Annotated in this window: 23 protein-coding genes; 17 read left to right on the forward strand and 6 right to left on the reverse strand. The window is 58.6% G+C overall.

Annotated elements, in window-relative coordinates; genetic code table 11:
- Positions 1-22 precede the first annotated feature (22 nt).
- The 3 genes from clpX to J5441_04475 are packed head-to-tail and all read right to left on the reverse strand — an operon-like array spanning position 23 to position 3,383.
- Complete coding sequence (gene clpX, locus J5441_04465; protein ID MBO4934407.1) at positions 23-1,333, reverse strand: ATP-dependent Clp protease ATP-binding subunit ClpX; 1,311 nt, start codon at positions 1,331-1,333, stop codon at positions 23-25.
- Between the two features lie 26 nt (positions 1,334-1,359).
- Positions 1,360-1,941 (reverse strand): ATP-dependent Clp endopeptidase proteolytic subunit ClpP, encoded by a 582-nt coding sequence (gene clpP / locus J5441_04470; GenBank protein MBO4934408.1) that lies wholly within the window; start codon positions 1,939-1,941, stop codon positions 1,360-1,362.
- A gap of 41 nt (positions 1,942-1,982) precedes the next feature.
- Complete coding sequence (locus tag J5441_04475; GenBank protein MBO4934409.1) at positions 1,983-3,383, reverse strand: trigger factor; 1,401 nt, start codon at positions 3,381-3,383, stop codon at positions 1,983-1,985.
- A 235-nt stretch (positions 3,384-3,618) separates the two neighbouring features.
- Between J5441_04475 and J5441_04480 the strand changes: the two genes are divergently transcribed.
- From J5441_04480 to spoVM, 4 genes are all read left to right on the forward strand, one after another.
- Positions 3,619-5,613: a class I tRNA ligase family protein gene (locus tag J5441_04480; GenBank protein MBO4934410.1), complete on the forward strand. Its 1,995-nt coding sequence runs from the start codon at positions 3,619-3,621 to the stop codon at positions 5,611-5,613.
- A gap of 14 nt (positions 5,614-5,627) precedes the next feature.
- A complete protein-coding gene (gene gltX, locus J5441_04485; GenBank protein MBO4934411.1) occupies positions 5,628-7,265 on the forward strand; it encodes a glutamate--tRNA ligase in 1,638 nt (545 codons plus the stop codon).
- Positions 7,266-7,397: 132 nt separating this feature from the next.
- The gene (locus J5441_04490; protein MBO4934412.1) at positions 7,398-7,541 is read left to right on the forward strand and encodes a hypothetical protein; all 144 of its coding nucleotides are present in this window, start codon (positions 7,398-7,400) and stop codon (positions 7,539-7,541) included.
- 49 nt (positions 7,542-7,590) lie between these two features.
- Positions 7,591-7,671, forward strand: coding sequence for a stage V sporulation protein SpoVM (gene spoVM, locus J5441_04495; protein ID MBO4934413.1), 81 nt, complete (start codon positions 7,591-7,593; stop codon positions 7,669-7,671).
- A gap of 89 nt (positions 7,672-7,760) precedes the next feature.
- On the opposite strand, the gene J5441_04500 is transcribed toward spoVM, so the two are convergent.
- A complete protein-coding gene (locus J5441_04500; protein ID MBO4934414.1) occupies positions 7,761-8,918 on the reverse strand; it encodes a hypothetical protein in 1,158 nt (385 codons plus the stop codon).
- A 137-nt stretch (positions 8,919-9,055) separates the two neighbouring features.
- Here J5441_04500 and J5441_04505 point away from each other — a divergent pair, with 137 nt between their 5' ends.
- The 12 genes from J5441_04505 to J5441_04560 all read left to right on the forward strand — a co-directional run bounded on the left by J5441_04505 (position 9,056) and on the right by J5441_04560 (position 18,946).
- Positions 9,056-9,370 (forward strand): helix-turn-helix transcriptional regulator, encoded by a 315-nt coding sequence (locus J5441_04505; GenBank protein ID MBO4934415.1) that lies wholly within the window; start codon positions 9,056-9,058, stop codon positions 9,368-9,370.
- Positions 9,371-9,491: 121 nt separating this feature from the next.
- Positions 9,492-11,480: an NAD-dependent DNA ligase LigA gene (ligA, locus tag J5441_04510; GenBank protein ID MBO4934416.1), complete on the forward strand. Its 1,989-nt coding sequence runs from the start codon at positions 9,492-9,494 to the stop codon at positions 11,478-11,480.
- Between the two features lie 99 nt (positions 11,481-11,579).
- Complete coding sequence (locus tag J5441_04515) at positions 11,580-12,068, forward strand: sigma-70 family RNA polymerase sigma factor (GenBank protein ID MBO4934417.1); 489 nt, start codon at positions 11,580-11,582, stop codon at positions 12,066-12,068.
- An 18-nt stretch (positions 12,069-12,086) separates the two neighbouring features.
- Positions 12,087-14,186, forward strand: coding sequence for a beta-propeller domain-containing protein (locus J5441_04520; GenBank protein MBO4934418.1), 2,100 nt, complete (start codon positions 12,087-12,089; stop codon positions 14,184-14,186).
- A 153-nt stretch (positions 14,187-14,339) separates the two neighbouring features.
- Complete coding sequence (gene tadA / locus J5441_04525) at positions 14,340-15,182, forward strand: Flp pilus assembly complex ATPase component TadA (GenBank protein MBO4934419.1); 843 nt, start codon at positions 14,340-14,342, stop codon at positions 15,180-15,182.
- Positions 15,169-15,627 carry a hypothetical protein gene (locus J5441_04530; GenBank protein ID MBO4934420.1) on the forward strand — a complete coding sequence of 153 codons (459 nt, stop codon included), beginning with the start codon at positions 15,169-15,171 and terminating at the stop codon, positions 15,625-15,627. Before tadA ends, J5441_04530 begins: the two co-directional genes overlap by 14 nt.
- A 13-nt stretch (positions 15,628-15,640) precedes the next feature.
- Positions 15,641-15,835 (forward strand): stage III sporulation protein AC, encoded by a 195-nt coding sequence (gene spoIIIAC, locus J5441_04535; GenBank protein ID MBO4934421.1) that lies wholly within the window; start codon positions 15,641-15,643, stop codon positions 15,833-15,835.
- Entirely contained in the window at positions 15,835-16,224 is a 390-nt protein-coding gene (locus J5441_04540) for a stage III sporulation protein AD (protein MBO4934422.1), read from the forward strand. Before spoIIIAC ends, J5441_04540 begins: the two co-directional genes overlap by 1 nt.
- 1 nt (position 16,225) lies before the next feature.
- Positions 16,226-17,338 (forward strand): hypothetical protein, encoded by a 1,113-nt coding sequence (locus tag J5441_04545; GenBank protein ID MBO4934423.1) that lies wholly within the window; start codon positions 16,226-16,228, stop codon positions 17,336-17,338.
- A gap of 2 nt (positions 17,339-17,340) precedes the next feature.
- The gene (locus tag J5441_04550) at positions 17,341-17,820 is read left to right on the forward strand and encodes a stage III sporulation protein AF (protein ID MBO4934424.1); all 480 of its coding nucleotides are present in this window, start codon (positions 17,341-17,343) and stop codon (positions 17,818-17,820) included.
- 5 nt (positions 17,821-17,825) lie between these two features.
- The gene (locus J5441_04555) at positions 17,826-18,386 is read left to right on the forward strand and encodes a hypothetical protein (GenBank protein ID MBO4934425.1); all 561 of its coding nucleotides are present in this window, start codon (positions 17,826-17,828) and stop codon (positions 18,384-18,386) included.
- A gap of 35 nt (positions 18,387-18,421) precedes the next feature.
- Positions 18,422-18,946 carry a SpoIIIAH-like family protein gene (locus J5441_04560; protein ID MBO4934426.1) on the forward strand — a complete coding sequence of 175 codons (525 nt, stop codon included), beginning with the start codon at positions 18,422-18,424 and terminating at the stop codon, positions 18,944-18,946.
- Between the two features lie 52 nt (positions 18,947-18,998).
- On the opposite strand, the gene J5441_04565 is transcribed toward J5441_04560, so the two are convergent.
- Together J5441_04565 and J5441_04570 are read right to left on the reverse strand one after the other, a co-directional pair.
- Entirely contained in the window at positions 18,999-21,155 is a 2,157-nt protein-coding gene (locus tag J5441_04565) for an RNA-binding transcriptional accessory protein (protein ID MBO4934427.1), read from the reverse strand.
- A complete protein-coding gene (locus tag J5441_04570) occupies positions 21,156-22,457 on the reverse strand; it encodes a hypothetical protein (GenBank protein MBO4934428.1) in 1,302 nt (433 codons plus the stop codon). It abuts the gene before it with no gap.
- A gap of 183 nt (positions 22,458-22,640) precedes the next feature.
- On the opposite strand from J5441_04570, the gene J5441_04575 reads away from it, so the two are divergent.
- Positions 22,641-23,780 (forward strand): citrate transporter, encoded by a 1,140-nt coding sequence (locus J5441_04575; protein ID MBO4934429.1) that lies wholly within the window; start codon positions 22,641-22,643, stop codon positions 23,778-23,780.
- Positions 23,781-23,819: the final 39 nt, after the last annotated feature.

Raw genomic sequence — 23,819 nt, forward strand, 5'->3', positions numbered from 1 at the left:
TGCCCCGCGTTATTTATTCCGCTCAGGAGGCCTCCGTGTTGAGATTCTGCGTTACGGATGATTGCCTCGCCTGGTGCTGGCGGTGTTCGACGACCGGCTTTTCGGTTCCTCTGACGCAGCCGCCGTTGAAGGTTATCCTCGATATCGTCTTGTCGGACGGAGTCGTGAACATATACTCCTGCAGCACGCCCTCCATTATCGCGCGGACGCCTCTGGCGCCTATCTTGCGTTCAATGGCGAGGTCGGCGACCGCCTCGAAGGCGGAATCGTCGAAGACGAGCTCGACCTTATCCATACGGAAAAGCTCGACGTACTGCTTGTAGATTGAATTCTTCGGCTCCTTGATCACTCTGTCGAGGTCCTCGCGGGTAAGCTGATCGAGCGAGGTCACGACGGGCAATCTGCCGACGAGTTCGGGAATGAGGCCGTATTTTATCAGATCGTGGGATTCGACGTCGCGGAGGATTATCGAGCGGTCGATCGAATTCCGGCTCTTGATGTCCGAGCCGAAGCCGAGGATCGACTTTGACTTGCGCTTCTCGATTATGTCCTCGATGCCGTCGAAAGCGCCGCCGCAGATGAAGAGGATATTCTTCGTGTCGAGCTTGATGAACTCCTGCTGCGGATGCTTTCTGCCGCCTTGCGGAGGCACGTTTGAAACGGTGCCCTCGACGATCTTCAGCAGCGCCTGCTGGACGCCCTCGCCGCTGACGTCGCGCGTCAGGGACGGGTTCTCGCTCTTGCGGGCGATCTTGTCGATCTCGTCGATATAGATTATTCCGCGTTCGGCGGCTTCGATGTCGTAATCGGCGGCCTGCACGAGCTTCAGCAGGATGTTCTCGACGTCCTCGCCGACGTAGCCGGCTTCGGTAAGCGTCGTAGCGTCCGCGATCGCGAACGGAACTTTAAGCACGTTGGCGAGCGTCTGCGCGAGCAGCGTCTTGCCGACGCCGGTCGGGCCGAGCATAAGGATGTTGCTCTTCTGCAGGTCTACCTTGCCTTCACCGTTGAAGAAGATGCGCTTGTAGTGGTTATAGACCGCTACCGAAAGCGCGACCTTCGCGGCGTCCTGCCCGATAACGTATTCGTCCAGCTTGCGCTTCATCGCCACGGGCGTGGGAAGCTTATCCGGACGGGTATACTTTTCACGGGACTTTCCGCGCTTGGGAGCGAGCTCAACGTCGATGTCGTCGGAGATGATGTCAAGGCACGCGAGAATGCACTCGTCGCAGATATACGCGCCGTTGCCCATTATCATTCTGTCGACCTTGGTCGTTTCCTTGCCGCAGAAGGAACAGCATATCGGGCCTCCGCCCTGCTTGTTTTCAGCCATTTCGTCTCCGTTCCGCCGTTACCGGCTTATCTCTTGTCCATGACCTTGTCGATAAGGCCGTATTCGCGGGCCTGCTCGGCGGTCATAAAGTTGTCGCGTTCCGTGTCCGCGGTGATGGTTTCAAGCGGCTGGCCGGTCATTTCGGCGAGCATCTTGTTCATCTTTTCGCGGATGCGTATGATGTGGTCGGCGTGGATCTTGATGTCCGTCGCCTGCCCCTGCGCTCCGCCGAGAGGCTGATGGATCATTATCTCGGAGTTCGGAAGCGCGAACCTCTTGCCCTTCGCGCCGGCGGCGAGAAGGAACGCACCCATGCTCGCGGCCATGCCTACGCAGATGGTCGCGACGTCGGGCTTGATGTACTGCATGGTGTCGTAGATAGCCATTCCGGAGCTGATGGAGCCGCCGGGGCTGTTGATGTAAAGGCTGATGTCCTTATCGGGATCCTGGCCCTCAAGATACAAAAGCTGCGCAACGACGAGACTCGCGGTAACGTCGTTGACTTCGTCGGAGAGGATGATTATTCTGTCGTTGAGCAGACGGGAGAATATATCGTAAGACCTTTCTCCGCGGTTGGTCTGCTCCACTACCATCGGTACCAAACTCATTCTCATTCTTCCTTTCTGTAACAGCGCGTCTGCGCGCCTGATTATTCGCCCTTCTTGGCGGAGGACTTCTTCGCGGGAGCCTTTTCCGCGGCGGGCTTCTTCTCTGCCGCGGGCTTCTTCGCGGGAGATTTTTCCGCTTTAGCGGGCTTCTCTTCGGCTTTGTCCGCGCCGGCGACGGCGGCGGACTTCACGAAGTCGATTGCCTTTCTGACGACGATGTCCTTTTCAAGTCCGTCAGAGGGGATTATCGCCTTGATCCTGTCGACGGGCATCTTGTAGGAATCCGCGATGGACTTATACTCGGCTTCGAGCTCGTCCTCGGAGGCGGTCAGGCCCTCCTCCTTCGCGACGGTTTCGAGCGCGAGGCGGATGCGTACCTGCTGCTTCGCCTGCGGGGCGAAGTTCTCGCGGAGGGTTTCGAGCGAGGTGGCGGTGTACTTGATGTAGCTGTCGAGGTCGATGCCCTGCGTCTTGAGGCGGTCTTCGAAGTTCTCGACCATGTAGTCGACCTCGTTCTCGTACATTATTTCCGGAATATCGCCTATTATGTTGTCGGAAAGCTTATTCATGAGCTCTTCCTCGAAATCGGCCTCGGCGTGCTCGTTCTTGTGCTCCTTGATATGCTCCTTGATGTCGGCCTTCAGCTCCTCGAGCGTGTCAAACTCGCTGATGTCCTTGGCGAGCTCGTCGTCGAACGCGGGCAGCTCGGTGCGCTTTATGTCAAGCACCTTGCACTTGAAGACGGCTTCCTTGCCGGCGAGGGATTCCTCGTGATACTCCTTCGGGAAGGTCACGACGACGTCCTTTTCGCCGCCCTTCTCGACGCCGATGAGCTGCTCCTCGAAGCCCGGGATGAAGCTGCCGCTGCCGATGACGAGCGGATACTCCTCGCCCTTGCCGCCGGGGAACGCGACTCCGTCCACGAAGCCCTCGAAGTTGATGACCGCGGTGTCCTTGTTCTCGACAGGACCGTCGACGGCGACCTGTCTGCCGACCTTCTCGCGGCGGACTTCAAGCTCTTCCTCGACTTCTTTGGCGGTGACGGTGACCTTCTTTTTGGTCGCCTTCAGCCCCTTGTACGCCTTCAGCGAGATCTCCGGTTTGACGGTGACCTTCGCCTTGAAGGTGAAGCCGTCGTCGGTAACGTCGCCGACGATCTCGACGTCGGGCTGCGAAACCGGGGTTATGCCCGCTTCCTTGACGGCGGCGTCGTAGGAATACGGGAATATGAAATTAACGGCCTCTTCGTAGAATATCTCTTTGCCGTACTTCTTCTCGATCATGCCCTTCGGAGCCTTGCCCTGGCGGAAGCCGTCGACCTTGACTTCCTTGACGATTTTTTTGTAAGCGACGTCGGTCGCGTCCTTGAACTCATCGGGAGTTACGACGATCTCGAGCTCGACGACGTTCTTTTCGATTTCTTTCTTGTTTTTGAGTCCCATGTTTTCCTCCGGATATTATTATTTAATAATAGTTGACGTCCCGAAAGCGGTACGCAAACGCATACTCGCTCACTATAAAAACCATTATATTATATCAAAGAAGAAAAATATGTCAATACCAAACCCCCATTTTTCACCTCTCTTTTTTGATTTGAAGCGCATTTTGCTCTTGCAAAACCGTGCAAAATCGTTATAATATTAACATATATGCACATCCACTCTCACGGAGGTAATTATGGAAGACAGCATCAAACGGCCGCACTTCCCGAAGCGCGCCGTCATTACCGCGGGAATGCCCTACGGAAACAAGAGCCTGCATTTCGGCCACATCGGCGGAGTATTCGTGCCCGCCGACGCCTACGCACGCTTCCTGCGCGACAGAATAGGCAGGGATAACGTCATATTCGTTTCCGGCACCGACTGCTACGGCTCCCCCATCGCCGAGGGCTACCGCAAGCTCTGCGAGGACGGAGAGTTCAGCGGCACGATAGAAGACTTCGTCGCCCGCAACCACGAGAACCAGAAGAAGACGCTGGAGGATTACGAGATATCGCTTAACCTTTTCGCCGCTTCCGGGCTAGGAGAAGCGAAGGAGTTCCACCGCGAGGTCTCCGACCGCTTCATACGCAACCTCTATGAAAACGGCTGGCTGAAAAAGCTCGTCACGTCGCAGTTTTACGACGCGAAGCTCGGCGTTTTCCTCAACGGCAGACAGGTAGTCGGACGCTGCCCCGTTCAGGGCTGCGCCTCCGAAAAAGGCTACGCCGACGAGTGCGACCTCGGCCACCAGTATATGCCGGAGAACCTCATCGCGCCGAAGAGCACGCTGACCGGTGAAACGCCCGAGATGCGCGACGTCACGAACTGGTACTTCTCGCTGACCGACTTCCGCGAGCTGATGCGGAAGTACACCGAAGGGCTGAAGGACAAAGGCAACGTCCGCCGCATAGTTTCCGACACTATCAACGAATTCCTTATCCCTCCGGTCATATACGTCAAGAATGAAAACCTCCCCGACTACGAGGCGCTGAAGGCCTCCCTGCCGGAGCACGTGATGCGCTCCGAAGAAGGCAAGACCTCCTTCGTGCTTGAATTCGACGAACTGACGGTGCGCGACCGCGCCTGCGAGATACTGACCGAGAACGGAATACGCTTCCGCACCGGCAAAACGCTCGTTCCCTTCCGCCTGACCGGCAACATCGAATGGGGCGTTCCCGCGCCCTCGCTCGAAGGCGAAAGCGGGCTGACCGTCTGGGTATGGCCGGAATCCCTCTGGGCGCCGATCTCCTTCACGAAAACGTATCTGAAATCGAAGGGCGCGCCGGACGATGAATGGAAGAAATGGTGGCTCTCCAAGGACTGCGAGGTCTTCCAGTTCATCGGGCAGGACAACATCTACTTCTACGGCATCGCCGAAATGGCGATGTTCATGGCGCAGCAGGGCAAAGATAATCTCACCACCGAGCCCGCCGAGGGACAACTTACGCTCCCGACGCTCGTCGCCAACTATCACATACTCTTCCTCGATAAAAAGGCCAGCAGCAGCGGCAAGGTGAAGCCGCCGATGGCCGCCGAGCTCCTCGACCACTACACCGCCGAACAGCTCCGCGCCCACTTCCTCGCGCTCGGGCTCGGACTGCGCAGCGTCAGCTTCCAGCCGAAGCCGTACAACCCGAAGGCGAACCCGACCGACAGCGATCCCGCGCTCAAGGAAGGCAATCTGCTGACCAACGTCCTCAACCGCCTCTGCCGCTCCTGCTTCTACACGACGCAGAAGTATTACGGCGGCGTTATGCCTTACGGCGAACCGGACGCGGACGTAGTTGAAGAAGCGAACGGCGTCATCCTCGAATACGAGGAGGCGATGTATAAGTGCGAGCTGCACACGGTCATGGCGATACTCGACAAGTACATCCGCGACTGCAACAAGTACTGGGCGAAGAACATGGGCGACGCCGACAGGAACGACGACGCCGAACTGCGCCGCAAGACGCTCGTCAACGCGTTCCACATGCTGCGCGTCTGCGCCGTGCTCGTCCACCCCGTCGCGCCCGACGGCACGGAGCTGCTCGTCAAGCTCCTCGGCTTCGGCGAGGATTTCTTCAGCTGGGATCACGTCTTCGAGAACGTCTACTATTTCTGCGAGGATAAGGAAAACCACAAGCTCGCCGAGCTCGAGCCGCGCTTCGACTTCTTCGCGAAGCACCCGAGCCAGTTCGAGACGAAATAACGGAGGAAAACGCAATGCAGGAAAACGAATGCAAAAAGCTCGCCGAAGAGCTTTTCCCCGATATCGATACCACGCCGGAGTATTACGCCGGTTTCTATCCCGAACGCGGCCTTCCCGAAGGCGCGCAGGTAACGCGTATCGCGCCGAGCCCGACAGGCTTCATACACCTCGGCAACCTCTTCTCCGCGCTCGCGGACGAGCGTATCGCACGCCAGAGCAAGGGCGTGTTCTACCTCCGCATCGAGGATACCGACCTGAAACGCAAGGTCGAGGGCGCTGTCGAAGCCGTCATCACAACGCTCGGTTATTTCGGCATCACCTTCGACGAAGGCGCGGAGATGGACGGCGACAAGACCTACGGCCCGTTCTATCAGCGTCAGCGCGAGAAGGTCTATAAGGCGTTCGTCAAGCGGATGGTCGCGCAGGGGCTCGCCTATCCCTGCTTCTGCACCGCCGAAGACCTCGACGAGATCCGCGACCTGCAGCGCGAAAAGAAGCTCACTCCCGGCTACTACGGCGAATGGGCGCGCTGCCGCGAGCTCTCATACAAAGAGATCCGCGAAAAGCTCGACGCGGGGCTCCCCTACGTCATCAGAATGAGATCCGCGGGCGACGGAACGCAGAAGTTCACCTTCCGCGACAGCATCAAGGGCGAGATCAGCGTCACCGCTAACAACCGCGACGAAGTCATACTCAAATCCGACGGCATCCCGACCTATCATTTCGCGCACGTCATCGACGACCACCTTATGCATACCACGCTCGTGCTGCGCGGCGAAGAATGGCTCTCCTCCCTGCCGATCCACCTCGAGCTTTTCCGTATGCTCGGCTTCAAGCCGCCGAAATACGGCCACCACGCGCAGCTGATGAAGCTCGACGGCGGCACGAAGCGCAAGTTATCAAAGCGCAAGGATCCCGAGCTCGCGCTCGAATACTACCGCAAGCTCGGCTATCACCCGCTCGCCGTCAAGACGTATCTTATGACTCTGCTCAACTCAAACTTCGAGGAATGGATGCTGAAAAACCCCGACGCGCCGCTTGAAGACTTCAAGTTCTCCATCGGCAAGATGGGACAGTCCGGCGCGCTCTTCGATATCGCCAAGCTCGACGACGTCAGCAAGACGGTCATTTCCAAACTGACGGGCGAGGAGTTCTACTCCTTCCTGCTCGAATGGGCGAACAACTACGACCCCGACTTCGCTAAGCTGCTCGCGGATAAAGCTTACGCGCTCGGCGTGCTCGATCTCTGCATGGGCGCGGGCAAGAAGCGCCGCAAGGACTTCATCTGCGCGAGCCAGGCGAAGGAGGTCGTCTCCTGCTACTTCGACGAGACCTTCAAGCCGGAGCGCGACTTCCCGCTCGATAAGGAGACCTGCAAAAATATACTCACCGCGTTCCTCGCCTCTTACGACCATTCGGACGACGGACAGGCGTGGTTCACGAAGGTCAAGGAGATAGCCGCGTCGATGGGCTTCGCCACCGACATGAGAGCGTATAAGGAGAACCCCGACGCCTTCCCCGGCAGCGTCAGCGACGTCGCGGAGGTGCTCCGCGTAGCCGTTACCGGCCACCGCAACACCCCCGACCTCTGGAGCATAATGCAGCTGCTCGGCGAAGAAAGAGCCGTCGGGCGCGTCAAAGAGTGCCTCTGAATAAACCGGTAAAGCGAGAAGACGCCCGCGCGGCGTCTTCTTTTTTTGGCAAAACCGGTTTTTTCGGGCAACATTCCGGAACATTTCCGCCGCTTCCCCGTATAATGTAATATCGAACGGAGGTCGACGGCTATGGGCCCTAAAAACGTCATCGGGTATATCGCGCTCGGAATGGGGCTTTGCGTTATTTTTCTGACCTTGCTGCCCTCCGCGGTCACGGTGACAGTGATGGCGTGCCTGCTTTTTCTGTGCGGCCTGTTCTCGCTGTACTGCTGACGGCGGAGAAAGAATTGCCGCGCGCGACGGCGGAACGGAGTTTCAGATTATGAAGGTTGTAGTGGTGAAAAGCCCGCGTGTGCTGGCGGGACTGCTGAGAAAGCTTTTCGGCATCAAAAAGGAGACCTGACGCGCCCGTTGACAAGCGCGAATACGGTACGAAAAAAGCGGCTCATGCGAGCCGCTTTTTTCGATTGTTTTGTCCTTGTTTCTTTTTTATTAGAACTTTTGAATTCCTTGAATACTACCTTTAAAGTTTTCCCTTACAGTCTCGACCTCATCTTCAAATTCCTTTAACCTCTCCTTGCCTGCCTTTACGACAGGGGCCAACACTTTCTTATTGTAAATAATCATAGCAATTATAGAAGCAACAATTCCTATCAAAAGAATAGCTGGATTAATAACGACGCCGAGTATAACGGAAACGACAATCGGTATTGCAAACGGCAGCAGCTTTTTAAGTCTCTGCTTTTTCGCGTCCCTTATACCTTGATACAATTCACTGAGTTTACGGACCCTATCCTTGTCCTGCGGAAGCGAATCGCATACAAATCTATTTTTATCCGAAGAAACAAAAACCGTAAATTCCTTCTCATTGTACTCACAAACCAAACGATACAGGCCGATAATAACTCTTGTCATATCGCTCTTGTCGAATATTCCGCCCGTCATACTGATCCCGCGCCATTCACCATGCATGCTTTTCTCCGCATTTTTGTGAAGACGGTCTTCCATTTCGGGTTTAATATACTTATCAAACGCCGCATTCTGCGGGTAATCGTACGAGAGAATCACGGCGTCGGCAGGATACTCGAGAGACTCTATATCCACAAAATCTTTAGGTGATAAATCGCTGTACAACTTATGGAACACATCTTCATATTCTTTATTCCCGGGAGCCACCAGATCGGCAGAAGCAGAAGCCTGACCAAAGGCCTGCTGCCATTCTGTATATTTCTCCATCTGCCCTTTTGAAGAATTGTATCTTTCTTTTTGTGTACCGGCTTCATACGAAAAAGGCGCGCTCGCATTGCAGTGGAAATAATACGCCGGAATCATTATATGTTCTTCCTTTTTGACGACAGTCTTTTCCAAAATATCAAGAGGCACGCACGAATCGCTGGTAAGTGCTTTCTTCATACATATCTGCAACTCATATCCGCTTTTAGAATCCAGCGATATGCCGCAGCTGATGTTTTCTTTCTCGAGGATTGCCATGTTTTTGACCAGATTCGCAATCACATTCTCTGTGTTGCAGTTCTGACAAACAACAACCCCCTTTGCGTTCTTCGGAATGTCAAGCGGCGCTCCGCAGTTTTTACAATGGAACGCTTTGACTTCCGGCTCATCTGAATAGGTCATAGGTTTCATGCTCATAAGTATTCCTCCATATTTTTGATGTCGCTTTACGCGTATTGATATTATAACTCTATTGAGTATTATTGTCAATACATATTTTGACTATTTTCTTGCTCAATATAATATTACAATTAACTCAATAGAGAGGTGATTATATGGACGCCAAGGCAAGAATAAGGCAGTTGATGGACGAGAAGAACATAACCGAGTATAAGCTCGCAAAGTTAAGCGGCCTGTCTCAAAGTACGATTTCAAACATTTTCATAAGAAACACAGCGCCGACAATACCGACAATTGAAGCGATATGCAACGGACTCGGAATATCAATGTCGCAGTTCTTTGCTGATCCTTCGGCAGAGTCACCCGTGTATCTGACAAAGGAACAGGAAGAACTCTTCAAAAAATGGATCTCGCTTTCAAAAGAGCAAAAAGAAGCGGTGCTGAAAATAATCAAATCATATAAAAAATAATAATCCAAAGCGGCTCACGCGAGCCGCTTTTTTCGTTTTTCGCGAGCAATAACCGTTGATATATCCGGCGGGATATGTTATAATATCTTTGTATGAACGCAAACGCGAAAAGAGGAGTTTTATGGACGCTTCCGAAGCCAAAAAGCGAATAGACGAACTGACGGCGACGCTGAACGATTACAGCTACCGCTACTACGTGCTGGACGATCCCGCCGTCGAGGATTACGAATACGATATGCTGCTGCGCGAGCTCGCCGGACTCGAAGAGCGGTTCCCCGAGCTGCGCCACTTCGACTCCCCCACCGTCCGCGTCGGCGGCAAGGCGCTGGACGAGTTCGCGAAGGTCACCCACGCATCGCCGCTGCAGAGTCTGCAGGACGCTTTCTCCTTCGACGAGCTGCGCGAGTTCGACCGCCGCGTACGCGAGGCGTGCGGCGAGGCCGAATACGACGTTGAGCCGAAGATTGACGGGCTCTCCGTCGCCGTCGAATACGAAAACGGCGTGCTCGTGCGCGGAGCCACCCGCGGCGACGGCGTCGTCGGCGAGGACGTCACGCAGAACGTCAAGACGATACGCTCTCTGCCCCTGAAACTCGCCAACGCGCCGGAATACCTGCGCATACGCGGCGAGATATATATGAGCGCCGCCACCTTCAACAAGCTCAACGCGGAACGCGAAGAGCTCGGCGAGCCGCTTTTCAAGAATCCGCGCAACGCCGCCGCCGGCTCTCTGCGCCAGCTCGATCCGAAGATCGCGGCGAAGCGCGCGCTCGACATCATCGTCTTCAACGTCGAGGAAGTCCGCGGCTACACGCCTGAGAACCACTCGCAGTCGCTCGACTGGCTCGCCTCGCTCGGAATCCCCGCGATCCCGAACCGCAAGCTCTGCAAAAACATCGACGATGCGCTCGATCACATCGCCGCCATCGGCGAAATGCGCGACAGCCTGCAGTTCGGCATCGACGGCGCGGTAATAAAGGTCAACGACTTCATGAAGCGCCGCGCGCTCGGCACGACCGCGAAGGCGCCGCGCTGGGCGATCGCATACAAGTATCCGCCGGAGGAAAAGCCGACGATCCTGCGCGACATCGAGATACAGGTCGGCCGCACGGGCGTGCTCACCCCTACCGCCGTGCTCGATCCCGTCCGCCTCGCCGGAACTACCGTCAGCCGTGCGACGATGCACAACCGCGAGTATATACACGAAAAGGACGTACGCATCGGCGACACCGTCATCGTACGCAAAGCCGGCGATATTATCCCGGAGATAGTCAGCGTAGACCTCTCCAAGCGTCCGCCGATGACTCCGGAATACGAATTCCCGTCCGTCTGCCCCGCCTGCGGCGAGACCGTCGTCAACGACGGAGTAGAAGTCGCCGTCCGCTGCGTCAACCCGGAATGCCCCGCACAGAGCCTGCGCAACATCATACACTTCGCCTCCCGCGACGCGATGGATATAGACGGCCTCGGGCCAGCGCTCGCGGAGCTGCTCGTCAAGGAGGGGCTGATCTCCAACGCCGCGGATATCTACTATCTCGAGGCGGACAAGGTCGCCGCGCTCGAGCGCATGGGACAGACCTCCGCGGCGAATCTTATCGCGGCGGCGGAGCGTTCCAAAGACGCCGGGCTCGCGCGCCTGCTCTTCGCGCTCGGCATACGCAACGTCGGGCTCCAGACGGCGAAGATCATCACGAAGAAATACGACACGCTCGAAAAGCTCGAGGCCGCTACCGCCGAGGAGTTGACGCAGCTCGACGAGATCGGCGGAGTCATCGCCGAAAGCGTCGTCTCCTTCTTCGCGAAAGAGGGTACGCGCCACCTGCTCGGCCGCCTGCGCGAAGCCGGACTCAAGCTGACCGAGGACGCGAAGGCGAACGTCGACGAGCGTTTCGCGGGTATGACCTTCGTGCTGACCGGCACCCTGCCCTCGATGGACAGAAACGCCGCTTCCGCGCTCATCACCGACCGCGGCGGCAAGGTCTCCGGCAGCGTATCGAAGAAGACGACCTACGTCCTCGCCGGCGAAAACCCCGGCAGCAAGCTGACGAACGCGCAGAATCTCGGCGTTCCGATCATAAGCGAGGACGAGTTCAAAAAGATGCTCGAGTGATTTTTTCAAAAATTATATAAATATTTCCAACAAAAACAACTTCCCCGTCGTTATATGGACGTCAGACGAAACAAACCGGACGCCCGGAGGTGATGAGACGTGACCGAATACGCTTCAAGGCGGTTTTCCGCGATCTACGAGAAGTACCGCGTGGTCGTTTATTACACGGCGCTGCGCGTGACGCGCTCGAAGGAAGCCGCCGAAGACGTCATGCAGTCCGTCTTCCTCGAGCTAATGGACAACTGCGAAAAGAACGGCCGCATCCCCGACGAGGTCGGCGGCTGGCTCGTGAAGCTCGCGAAGTTCCGTTCGCTCGACCACGTCCGCGGCGAAAGCCGCACCGTTCCCGAGGAGCTGCCGGAAGTGCACGCCGGCGACGCCTCCGCCGATACGGAAAGATCGGTGATGATACGCGGCGCGCTCGAAACGCTCTCGGATGAGGAGCGCGAGATCTTCGATCTGAAGGTGCTCGGCGGCTTCAAGCATCGCGAGATCGCGCAGATCGTTTCGTCGAACCCGTCCACCGTCCGCTGGCAGTACGCGCAGATAGTCAAGAAGCTCAAGCCGCTGCTCGCCGACCTGAATTAACGATTGGGAGGTTTTGTTATGAACTTCAACAGATTCAAGAATGAATACCGCGCGATGGCAAAGGCAGAAACGCCCGACACGCCGGTCGTTCCGCAGGTTGCGGAAACTGCGAAGCCGCGCTTCACACAGCGCCCCGCGTTCCGTTTCGCCATGGCGGCGCTTTCGCTGCTGCTCGTAGTCGGCATTTCGCTGACCGCGGTCTACGTCGTGCCGAAATCGAACAGCGTCGCCGTCTCCGGCGGCAAGCCGGAGCTCACCCGCTGCGCGACCTACGACGACCTCGACGCCGTCTTCACCAGGGCGAAGGACCGCGCCGATTCGCGCAATATATTCGACGGTATGTATTATAAATCGGCGACAGCGACTGACACCATTCGCGACGATTTCAATTACGCCGGCAATCCCGAATACCTTACCCTCGGCGGCGTAGAAGAAAGCGCTTTCGCGCCTGCGCTGCCGGAAGGAACCGACGGCGGCTACAGCAAGACGAACGTCCAGGTCGACGGCGTCGACGAAGCCGATATCGTCAAGACGGACGGCAAGTTCGTCTACGTCGCCAAAGAAGGACGCGTCGTCGTTTTCGATGTGAGGACGCCTTCCGAAATCGCAAAATCGTCAACTATACGCGTTGACGATCTGCTCGACAACAGCGTTTACGGCTATGCCCACGTTGCAGATATGTTCCTCGAGGACGACCTGCTGACCGTCGTCTTCACCGCCGAGAAGAAGGACTACGGGAACGACAAGCTCTTCACCGACTACTACTTCTCCATGCGCGCCGACTCGCAGTACGGCATCGCGGTCTATGACGTTTCCGATCCCGCGAAGCCCGAGAGCGTCCGCTATTACACGCAGGAGGGCTATTACGTCAGCTCCCGCCGCATCGGCGACTACGTCTATATGGTGACGAGAAAGAGCGTCTACGCCGGAAACTACGACGGCAAGCCCGAATCCGTCGTCCCCTGCCGCTGCGACAGCGCGGCGGACGATACAATCACTCCGGTCGCGCCCGACTGCATCTATATCGCCGATAACAGCACGAGCTTCATAACGCTCGGCGCGGTCAACGTCAAGGACGCCGGCGAGCCCGCCGGCACGGTCACCGTCCTCGGCGACGGCGGAACCGTTTATTCCTCCGCGAAGGCGATGTATATCTTCGGCACGCGCTACGATTACAAAGCCGACGACGCCGAAGGCGCGGTTTCAAACGCCGCGATCACGACGAATATCTACAAGTTCACGATGAGCGGCTCCGAGCTCGCCTTCACCGCCTCCGGCAGCGTCAAAGGCAGCATGATAAACCAGTTCGCCGCCGACGAATACGAGGGCAACCTCCGCGTCGCCACCACCTACGAGGGATATACGACGAAAGAGGATAAGACGGTAGAGTTCTACACCGAGAACGCCGTCACGATCCTCGACGAAAACCTCGAGAAGCTCGGCGAGCTGACCGGACTCGCGAAAGGCGAATACATCAAGTCCGTCCGCTTCAACGGCGCGACCGGCTACGTCGTCACCTTCCGCACCGTCGACCCGCTCTTCGCCTTCGACTTAAGCGACCCGAAAAATCCGGTCGTCACCGGCGAGCTGAAGATCCCCGGCTACAGCGAATACATGCACGTCTATAATGACAACACGCTGCTCGGCATCGGCCAGGACGCCACCGCCGAGAGCGATGACGCCGACATGGCGTACTATCAGGGGCTGAAGATCGCGCTCTTCGACGTCACCGATCCCGATAACATGGCTGAGATCGACACCTACTACCTCGGCGACAGAGGCACGACGTCCACGGTCGAATGGGATCACAAGGCGCTCGCCTACTACGCGAGTCGCGACGTCTTCGGTATCCCGGTAGAGCTCTTCCGCTTCGAAGGCGAGCAGGAAAACATCTACGACTACGGCGAGTTCGACAGCAACTCCTTCTGCGTCTTCTCCATGGGCGGCGGAAAGAAAATCTCGATGGTCAGTATGATAAAGCAGTTCAACGAGGACGGCGGAACATTCAATATCAACCGCGGGATATTCATCGGTGACAACGTCGTGACGATCTCCTGCGATATGATCCAGATCAACGACTACTCCACCGGCGAGCTGCTCGGCAATCTCACCTTCTGATACCCGCGTTCAAGCTTTTCAAATTTCTCCTTTACAAAAAGGCGTTCCAAAAGGAACGTCTTTTTGTTACGCTCTTTTGTTGCGCGCTTTTTACGGACAAGTGTTCTATACGGACGAGCCCCGGCATATCATTTACAAAAACGGGGTGAGTGTATGGACTCTGACGGAATCATATCGCTTCTGCCGACGCGGTTTCGCGGCGCGGCGGAGGCGCTGAAAAACGAATTATTCGAGCTGCGCGTCTTCGCCGGAGGAGGCGTTTGGGCGGTCGCGAAAAGCGGCGTCAGACGCGTCGGAAGCATCGACCGCGGCGAGTTCCGTAAGCTCTTTTCCGGGCTTTGCGGCGGCGCGCCGTACGCCTACGAAAGCGAGATAAAGCGCGGATACTTCACCGTCGGCGGCTGCCGGATAGGCGTATGCGGCACCGCGGTCGCCGAGGACGGAAAGGTAATTTCTGTCAAGGACGCGCGATCGCTGAACCTGCGCTTCGCGCGCGAGGTAAAAGGCGCGGCGGACGGGCTTTTCGCCGCGCTCGGCGGGAGCGTAGACGGCGGCCTGCTGCTCGCGGGTCCGCCCGCCTGCGGCAAGACTACCCTGCTGCGCGATCTGGCGCGGCGGCTCTCCGAAAGCGGGCGCAAGGTCTGCGTCATAGACGAGCGCGGCGAGATCGCCGCCGTCGCTGACGGAGTTCCGTCCGCCGGCGTCGGGCCGCTGACGGACGTTCTGGACGGCTACCCGAAGACCTACGCGGCCGAGCTTGCGCTGCGCTGTCTTTCCCCCGACGTCATCGTATGCGACGAGGTCGGCGAAGGCGAAACGGACGCGCTGATCGAATGCGCAGACTGCGGAGTCGACGTCGTAGCGGCGGTTCACGGGAACGAACGCTCCCGCCGCTTCAGGCGGCTCGCGGAAAGCGGCTGTTTCCGCCGCGCGGCGTTCTTCAAAGCCGGCGCGGTCGGAGTTATAGAAAGGGTGACGGTAATTGCTGACGCTTAGATTCGCCGCCGCCTGCGCCGCGGGCGCGGGAGTCTTCTGGTGCGGACTGCGGCGCAGCCGCCGCATCTCCGCGCGCCCCGAAACCGCCGAGGCGCTCGCCGCCTCCGCCGGACGCATGCGCTCCGCAATCATGCACCGCCACGCGCTGAAGCGCGAGCTTCTGGCGGAGCTGCCCTTCCCCTGCGGCGGCGACGAGGCCGCGCTGCTCGAATACCTTGACGGAGCGGACTTCCCCTTCGGCGAGAAGGAGGCGGAAAAGCTCCGCGCTTTCATATCCGCGCTCGGCGAAGGCACGCTCGAGCGGCAGCTCGCGCTGACGGACGACTTCCGAGACTTCTGGAAAGACGCCGCCGAAAATGCGAAACGCGAAAAGGCCGAAAAAGGCCGCCTCTGCCTCTCGCTCGGCGGGCTTGGCGGACTTGCGGCAATCATCATATTAGCGTAAGGAAGGCAATTCGATGGACGTTGACCTCATTTTCAAGATCGCGGCGGTCGGGATAATAACCGCCGTATTAAATCAGCTCCTCGTGCGCTCCGGCAGAGAGGAACAGGCGATGCTGACGACTATCGCCGGCCTCGTGGTCGTGCTCGTCGTGATTTCGGGTGAAATCAGCCGTCTTTTCGCCATGATAAAGACGATGTTCGGTTTCTGATGAATATTTACACGGTCGCCGCGATCGGCGTCATCGGCGCGCTGATATGCGTTCTGTTGAAGCAGTACCGGCCGGAGCTCGCGCTGCTTGCCGGAGTGGGAGTTTCGGCGTTTATTCTGTCCGGACTCATCGACGTCGCGCTCGACGCGATAAGCTTCTTCCGCGAGCTCGCGGACGCTTCCGGAATGTCCGCCCTCAGCGTGCGCACGCTGCTCAAATGCGTCGGCGTCTGCTTCGTCACGGAGTTCGCCTCCGACACCTGCCGCGACGCGGGAGAAACAGCGCTCGCGGCGCGTGTAGAAACCTTCGGGCGGCTCGCCGCCTTCGCCGTTTCGATACCGCTGCTGCGTGAATTCGCGTCGCTAGTCGCGGCGCTGATAAAGGGCTGAAATGAAAAGACGTTTATGCTTGATAATACTGCTCGCGGCTCTGCTCGTTCTGCTGCCCGCGCGCGTTCACGCGCTGACGGAGGACGAGCTCGTACGCCGGCAGGAGGACGCCGCGGATACGGCTTCGGTCGCTGAGGCGGTGCCGGAAGCCGCCGCGGACGCGCTCGAGGAGCTTGGAATCGACCCCGCGCACCCCGCCGAGGGAATGAAAAAGTTCACGATCAGCGCGCTGTTTGACGTCGTCAAAGACGGACTGCTCGGCGCGGTATCCGCGCCCCTGCGTTCGCTCGGCGCGATACTCGGCGCGGTGCTTATCGCGTCGGTCTTCGCGGACGAAAAGCGGCGCATACTGCGTTCCGTATGCACCGCGGGCGCGGGGATCGCGGTCATCGCGCCGATCGCTTCGCTCGCCGCTTCCGCCGCCGAGACGCTGACGGAATGCTCCATATTTATGACCGCTTCCCTGCCCGTTTTCGCAACGCTGACCGTCTCGGGCGGGATGCCGGTCTCGTCGGGATTTATGAACGCCGCTATGCTCGGGCTCTCGAACGCGCTTTCCGCAATCGGCGGCAAGGTGCTGCTCCCCGTCGCCTGCGCGTCGCTTGCCTTATCCGCGGTCGGCGCGTTCGCGCCGGAGCTGAAGACGGAAAAGCTCGCCTCAAGCGTGCGAAATCTCACGCTGTGGGGCATCGGCGCGGCGCTGACGCTTTATCTGACGTTTATCGGCATACAGTCTGGCATCACGTCTTCGCTCGACGGGCTGACGCACAAGGCGCTGAAGGTCACCGTCTCCGGCGCGCTCCCCGTCGTCGGCGGGATAATATCCGACGCTTCGGAGACCGTCTTCGGCGCGGCGGAGCTGATACGCGGCGGCATGGGCGGGCTCGCGCTCGTCGTGATAGCCGTCGCCTTCGCGAAGCCGCTATTCACCGCGCTCGTCTGGGCGGCGGCGCTTCGGCTCGCGGAGTTCGCCGCCGCGTCCTTCGGGAACGACGACGTCGCGGCTCTCACAGGCGCGGCGCGGAAGACCGTCACGGCGACAGCCGCGCTGCTCGCGGCCGCCGCGGTAGCGATAACCGTTTCGGTGGCGATACTCGTCAGATTGAAGGTGTGACAATGGAGGAGTTCCGCATATACGCGACCGGCGTCATATTCTCCGTCCTCGCGGCGGGCGCGGTGTTTCTGCTGCTGCCCGCGAAGCGAGTCGCGAAGCCGGCGCGTATCGCCGCGGCGGTCGCGGTGCTGCTCGTGCTGACCGCGCCGCTGCTGAAGCTTTCCGGCGACTACCGCGATATAATCGCCGCCGCGGATACCGACCTGCCCCCGCATTACGAAGACCTCGCGGAAACACAGCGCAAGCAGCGCACGGAGCTCGCGCGGGAGCGTTTTTCGCAATCCGTGCGCGATATTCTCGAACGAAACGGCATAAGCCCGTCTGACGTGAATATATATGTTACGGAGAAAAACGGCGAACTGCAGCTTTACGACGTAGCGCTGACGCTCCGCTCTGACATTACTGCCGCGGAGCGAAGCAAGGCGATGCGCGTGGTGACGGAGGTTTTCGGCGTTGAGCCCTCCGTTGAAATAGAAAGGTGAAAGCAATGTCGGATAAAAAGAAACGCGTCGTCGGCGTCGTATCGGGCGCGAAGCTGAAGAAGGCGCTGAAAACGAAAAAAGGCCTCGCGGTCATGGCCGTCGCCGCGGTCGCGTGCCTCCTGTTTTTCTCGTCGTCCGGATCGGCGGCGAAGAGCGCGAAGCCGCCTTCGCCCGCGGAAACGTTCGACGCGGACGCCTACGTCGCCGCGCTTGAAAAGCGGCTGGAAAGCATCATCTCCGCCATCAACGGCGCGGGAAAAACGCAAGTGATGCTCACGCTCGACGGCTCGGCGGAATACTATTTCCAGACCGACGCGAAGGAGACGGACGAAAACGACGGCGACGCGAAATACACGCGCTCATCCGACTTCGACACCGTCATCGTGAAAAACTCCGACGGCAGCGAAAGTCCGGTGCTCGCTTCGTCGCTTTCGCCGCCTGTGACGGGAGTCGTGGTCGTCTGCCGCGGCGCCGGCAGCCCGGAGGTGAGAGAAAGCGTATACAACGCGGTAAGGGCGCTGCTCGGCATACCCGCGAACAAGATCTGCGTCCTGAAAATGAGTTAGCATTCGCCGTTCGGCGTCAGAAAAGGAGAATCATTATGTTCAAAAAGAAGAAATGGATCGTATTATCCGCGATGGTGCTCGCGCTCGGGACCGCGCTGTTCCTCAACTGGCAGTTGACGGATACCGGCGCCGCCGTCAGAGAAAACGACTCGCAGGAGGTCAAGGTCATCGGCGAAGCCGAGCTCGTCAACGGCACGGCGAACGGCAACTTCGACGAGTTCTTCTCGGCAGCGCGTATGCAGCGCGAGGCGTCCCGCGCAAGCTCGCTCGAGATACTCGACGCGATAGCCGCGAGCGCGGACGTGGACGCCGAGGCGAAGGCGGACGCCGCCGCAGAAGCTTCAACGATAGCAAGGCGCATCGAGGCCGAGGCGAATATCGAGAGCTTGATAAAAGCCAAAGGCTTCGCCGAATGCGTCGTAATGATCGGCGACGACGGAGTCAAGGTGATGGTGCAGTCAGCGGGCCTCCTCCCCGCCGAAGCCGCGCAGATCGCCGAGATCGTCACGGGCGAGACCGGCGAGGAGCTCGCAAACGTGAGGATAGTCGAAGTGAAATAAGCGCGATAATCTACGATAAAAGACGGTCTTGCAGCGAAGACCGTCTTTTATACTATTCGGTTATTCCCTTCATGGAAAGACTGATGCGCTTCTTTTTGAGGTCGACGCCGAGCACGCGGACGGTCACGACGTCGCCGACGGAGACGACCTCCGACGGATGCTTGACGAACTTATCGCTGATCTGCGAAACGTGGACGAGCCCGTCCTGGTGGACGCCGATATCGACGAAGGCGCCGAAGTCGATGACGTTGCGGACGGTACCCTTCAGCGTCATGCCCTCGTGCAGGTCCTCAATCGCGAGCACGTCCGTGCGGAGCAGCGGCGGTGGAAGCTCGTCGCGCGGGTCGCGCCCGGGCTTGGCGAGCTCTTTGACTATGTCGGCAAGCGTCGGTTCGCCGACGCCGAGCTCGGCGGCGAGCTTCGCGATCGACGCGGGAGTGAGCGACTCCGCGGCGGAGGCGGCTTTGCCCGCCGCGACGTCCGCGGGCGTGAGCCCGAAGCGCTTCAGCAGCGCCTTCGCGGCGGCGTAGGATTCCGGATGCACTCCGGTGTTATCGAGCGGGTCGGCGCCGTCCGCTACGCGCAGGAAGCCCGCGCACTGCTCGAACGCCTTAGGGCCGAGCTTCGGGACCTTTTTCAGCTCGCTTCTGGACTTGAAGCGGCCGTTCTCCTCGCGGTATGCGACGATGTTTTTCGACACCGCGGGAGTGAGCCCCGCGATGTGCGAAAGGAGCGCGGGCGAAGCGGTGTTGAGCTCCGCGCCGACGCTGTTGACACAGTCCTCGACCACGCCGTCGAGCGCCTCGTCCAGACGCTTCGGCGGCATATCGTGCTGATACTGCCCGACGCCGATCGCCTTCGGCTCGATTTTGACGAGCTCGGCGAGCGGGTCCTGCAGGCGCCGCGCTATCGAAACGGCGCTGCGCAGCGTCAGATCGAAGTCCGGCATCTCCTCGGCGGCGAGCTTGGACGCCGAATAGACCGATGCGCCCGCCTCGCTGACCACCATATACGATACTTTATTTGTCAACTCATGAAGCAGATTCGCGGTAAACAATTCTGTTTCTTTCGACGCCGTACCGTTCCCTATCGCGATGATTTCGACGCCGTGCTTTTTGATGAGGTCTTTCAGTATGCGCTTCGACTTTTCCGCCTGCGCCTCGCCGTGAGTGAGGTAGACGACGGAGGTGTCGAGCACCTTGCCGGTGCCGTCGACGACGGCGACCTTGCAGCCGGTGCGGTAGCCGGGGTCGAGCCCCATGGCGACCTTGCCCTTGACCGGCGGCTGAAGCAGCAGCTGGCGCAGGTTCGTTCCGAAAAGCTTTATCGCGCCTTCGGACGCGGAGTCGGTCAGCTCGGCGCGTATCTCCCTCTCTATCGACGGGAATATCAGGCGCGAATAGGAGTCCTCGCACGCCTCCGCGACGGCGGCGGCGCAGGGCGTTTCGCCTCTGACGTAAAGCGATTTTATCGAATTCAGCGGCTTCTCGTCATCCATGCCGATCGAGACCTTCAAAAAGCCCTCTTTTTCGCCTCTGTTGACCGCGAGGACGCGGTGTCCGGCGACGTCGCGGACCGGCTGGGAGAAGTCGTAATACTGCTCGTAGACGCTCTCGGCGCTTTCGTCGGCGGCTTTGGAATCCAGCCGCCCGCCGAGCATCACGAGGTTGCGGACGCGGCGGCGCACCTCGGCGTTGTCGGAAACGTCCTCGGCGATTATGTCCTTCGCGCCCTGAAGCGCGTCTTCGGCGGTTTCGACTCCCTTTTCCGCGTCGATATACTTCGCGGCGAGCCCGAGCGGATCGGCGGCGGAGCTCTGCCCCGCGAGAAGCTCTTTAGCTAAGGGTTCAAGCCCCTTTTCCTTCGCGACGGAGGCGCGGGTCTTGCGCTTCGGGCGGAAGGGGCGGTAGATGTCGTCGATCTCGGCGAGCGTCGCCGCCTTGTCGAGCGCGGCGGAGATCTCGTCGCTCATGTTCCCCTGCTCCGTTATAAGTCCGCGCACCTCCTCGCGCCGCGCGTCGAGGTTGCGCAGATATGTCAGTTTATCCGCGATCTGACGGATGAGCTGGTCGTCCATCGTGCCGTGCGCCTCCTTGCGGTAGCGCGCGATGAAGGGGATCGTGTTGCCCTCGTCGAGCAGGGCGATTATGTTGCCGACGTATTCTTCTTTTACGTCGAACTGCTTTGCGATCACTTCGGAATAGTTCATTTATTTCTCCGCTTTCTGAAAACAGTATCTGAACGGCGACGCGAGGTAGCCGCTTGAATTATAAAGATTGTGCTCCGGCGCGTTGCGGAAGCCCATCGAAACGCCTGCCGCGTCCGGCGGCAGCTTTACGAAAACCGCGCCGTCGGCAATCGCGCACTCCGCGGGCGCTTCGCCATCCGGCAGCAGCGCGTAAACGTCGCGCGGCGCACCTTCGAAGCGCAGGCCGTCCGCGTGGGAGAAGGTCAGCTTCGCCTCCCCGTCCGCGACGGAGACTGCTTCGAGCACCGGACCGCAGTATTCTACTTCGCGCCCGAACTGACGGCACAACACGGCGTTCGCGAGCGCCTCGCCGACGCCGCGTTTCTTAGTCGGGTGGATGTTATCCGCCTCGCCGGTGTTGAAGAGAGTGACCATATACGTCTTATCCAGCGACTTCGACGCCTTCTCTATCCCTTCGCGTATGACCGCCCACGCGGGCTCGCTCTCCGGCTCGTTGAACGGCATTATCTGCACGCAGTAAAACGGCAGCTCGTATCCGAAGCGTCCGCGCCAGTCGTTTATCAGCGCGGCGAGCATCTTATCGTAGTTCCGCGCCTCCTCGACGCGGCGGTCGCTTTCCCCCTGATACCAGAGCGCGCCCGCGAATGAATACGGGATAAGCGGCTGCAGCTTGTGGCGGTAAAGCCAGCAGTTCTGATTGAACTTATACTCAAAAAAGTCGTTGTGCCGCACGGCGACGAGCGCCTGATACTCCGGCGTATTCACCACCTCGGGCGAGGTCCACGCGTCCACGGTGGAAGCGCCGATGCTGCTGCATACGATCCCGACGGGAACGCCGGTCTCGGCGTTCAGCTTCGCCGCGAAGTAGTAGGCGACGGCGGAGAAGCCCTTCGACGCCTCTTTTCCGCACTTTTCCCAGCCTTTGAAGTCGAGCCACGGATTCAGGTTATCGTCCGGAAAATGCGGCTCCTTGAAGTATCTGACGGCGTCCGTTTCCGCGTACGCCTCCTGCCCGATCTCTCCGAGCAACAGCGCCATGTTCGACTGCCCGGAAGCGAGGTAAACGTCGCCGACGAGGATATCGCGGATGACGGCTTCTTCGCCGCCGAGCGTGACGCGCATTTCATAAGGGCCGCCCGCGGAAGCCGCGGGAAGCGTCACGACGAAACCGCCGTCGGCGGTGAAGCGCGTTTCGCGGCCGAGGAAGTCGACCTTACCCTCGCCTTTTCCGCTGCCGAAAACGCGTATTTCCCTGTCGCGCTGCAGCACCATCCCGTCGCAGAATATTTCGGCTAATTTCATAATAACACCCCTGATTATCGATGATAATATTTTACCGCAAACGCGGCGGCAAGTCAAGCGAAATCGCCGTCGGTCCGCGCATGAAGAAAAATGCGAAACGTGTCGAAAAATCCTCTTGACATTTGACTCAAACGGTGGTAATTTTTCTATGTTAAAATCTTAAACGGACAGTGACCGATACCGATGGACTCAACGGCAAAACCTAATATCGCCGCGGCGACGAAGGCGTTCGTCAAAAAGAACGCCGTTATGTTCGTCGCTTTTATTGCGGCCGTTATCACGAGCGTCATCGTCCCGCCGGACGCCGAATACGCCCGCTACTTCGACTATAAGACGCTGACCTGCCTTTTCTGCGTGCTCGCGGTCGTATGCGCTTTGAAGAACGTGCGCTTCTTCTACCTGCTGGCGCGGAAGGCGGTGCATTTTTTCAGAAACGCGCGCAAGTGCATACTCGCGCTCGTCTATATCACCTTCATAGGCTCGATGCTGATAGCGAACGACATGGCGCTGCTGACCTTCCTGCCGCTCGGATACCTCGTATTGACGACGACCGGCAAAGAGAAGTATATGGCGTTCACATTCATAATGCAGAATATCGCGGCGAACCTTGGCGGTATGCTCACGCCGTTCGGCAATCCGCAGAACCTCTATCTTTACACGAAGTTCAACATTCCCGCGACGGAGTTCATGAAGATAATGGCGCCGCCGTTCGCGGTCTCGATCGCGCTGATAACGCTCTGCTGCGTCTTTTTCGTGCGGCCGGAGCGACTGGAGATACCGGATGAAAAGGTTGAGCTCGACCCGGTAAAAACGACGGTATATCTTGCGCTTTTCGCCCTCTCGATAGCGATAGTTTTCCGAGGAATACCCTATTGGATAGGGCTGATCGTCATTCCGGCGGCGCTGCTCGTCTTTGACAGAAAAGCGCTGCTTCAGGTGGACTATCCCCTGCTGCTGACATTCGTTTTCTTCTTCATTTTCGCCGGCAACATGGCGCGGATAGACGCGGTACGCGGTTTTTTCTCGTCGCTGCTCGACCGGAACACGCTCGTTTTCAGCGCGGCGAGCTGCCAGTGCATAAGCAACGTGCCATCGGCGATACTGCTCTCGCAGTTCACGGCGAACTACCCCGACCTGCTCGTCGGAGTCAATATCGGCGGCGTCGGCACGCTGATCGCCTCGCTCGCGAGTCTGATAACCTTCCGCGAATACGTAAAGCACAACCCCGGAAAAACGTGGAGCTATATCGCGAAGTTTTCTGCGTTCAACTTCGGCTTCCTCGCGGCGCTGATTGCGTTCATGAGCGTGATAAAACTGCTGTGAAAACAAGAAGAATGAGATAAAGCAACGGCGCGTTTCAAG

It is taken from the genome of Clostridia bacterium (genome assembly GCA_017620395.1).
Classification (GTDB): Bacteria; Bacillota; Clostridia; order Oscillospirales; family RGIG8002; genus RGIG8002.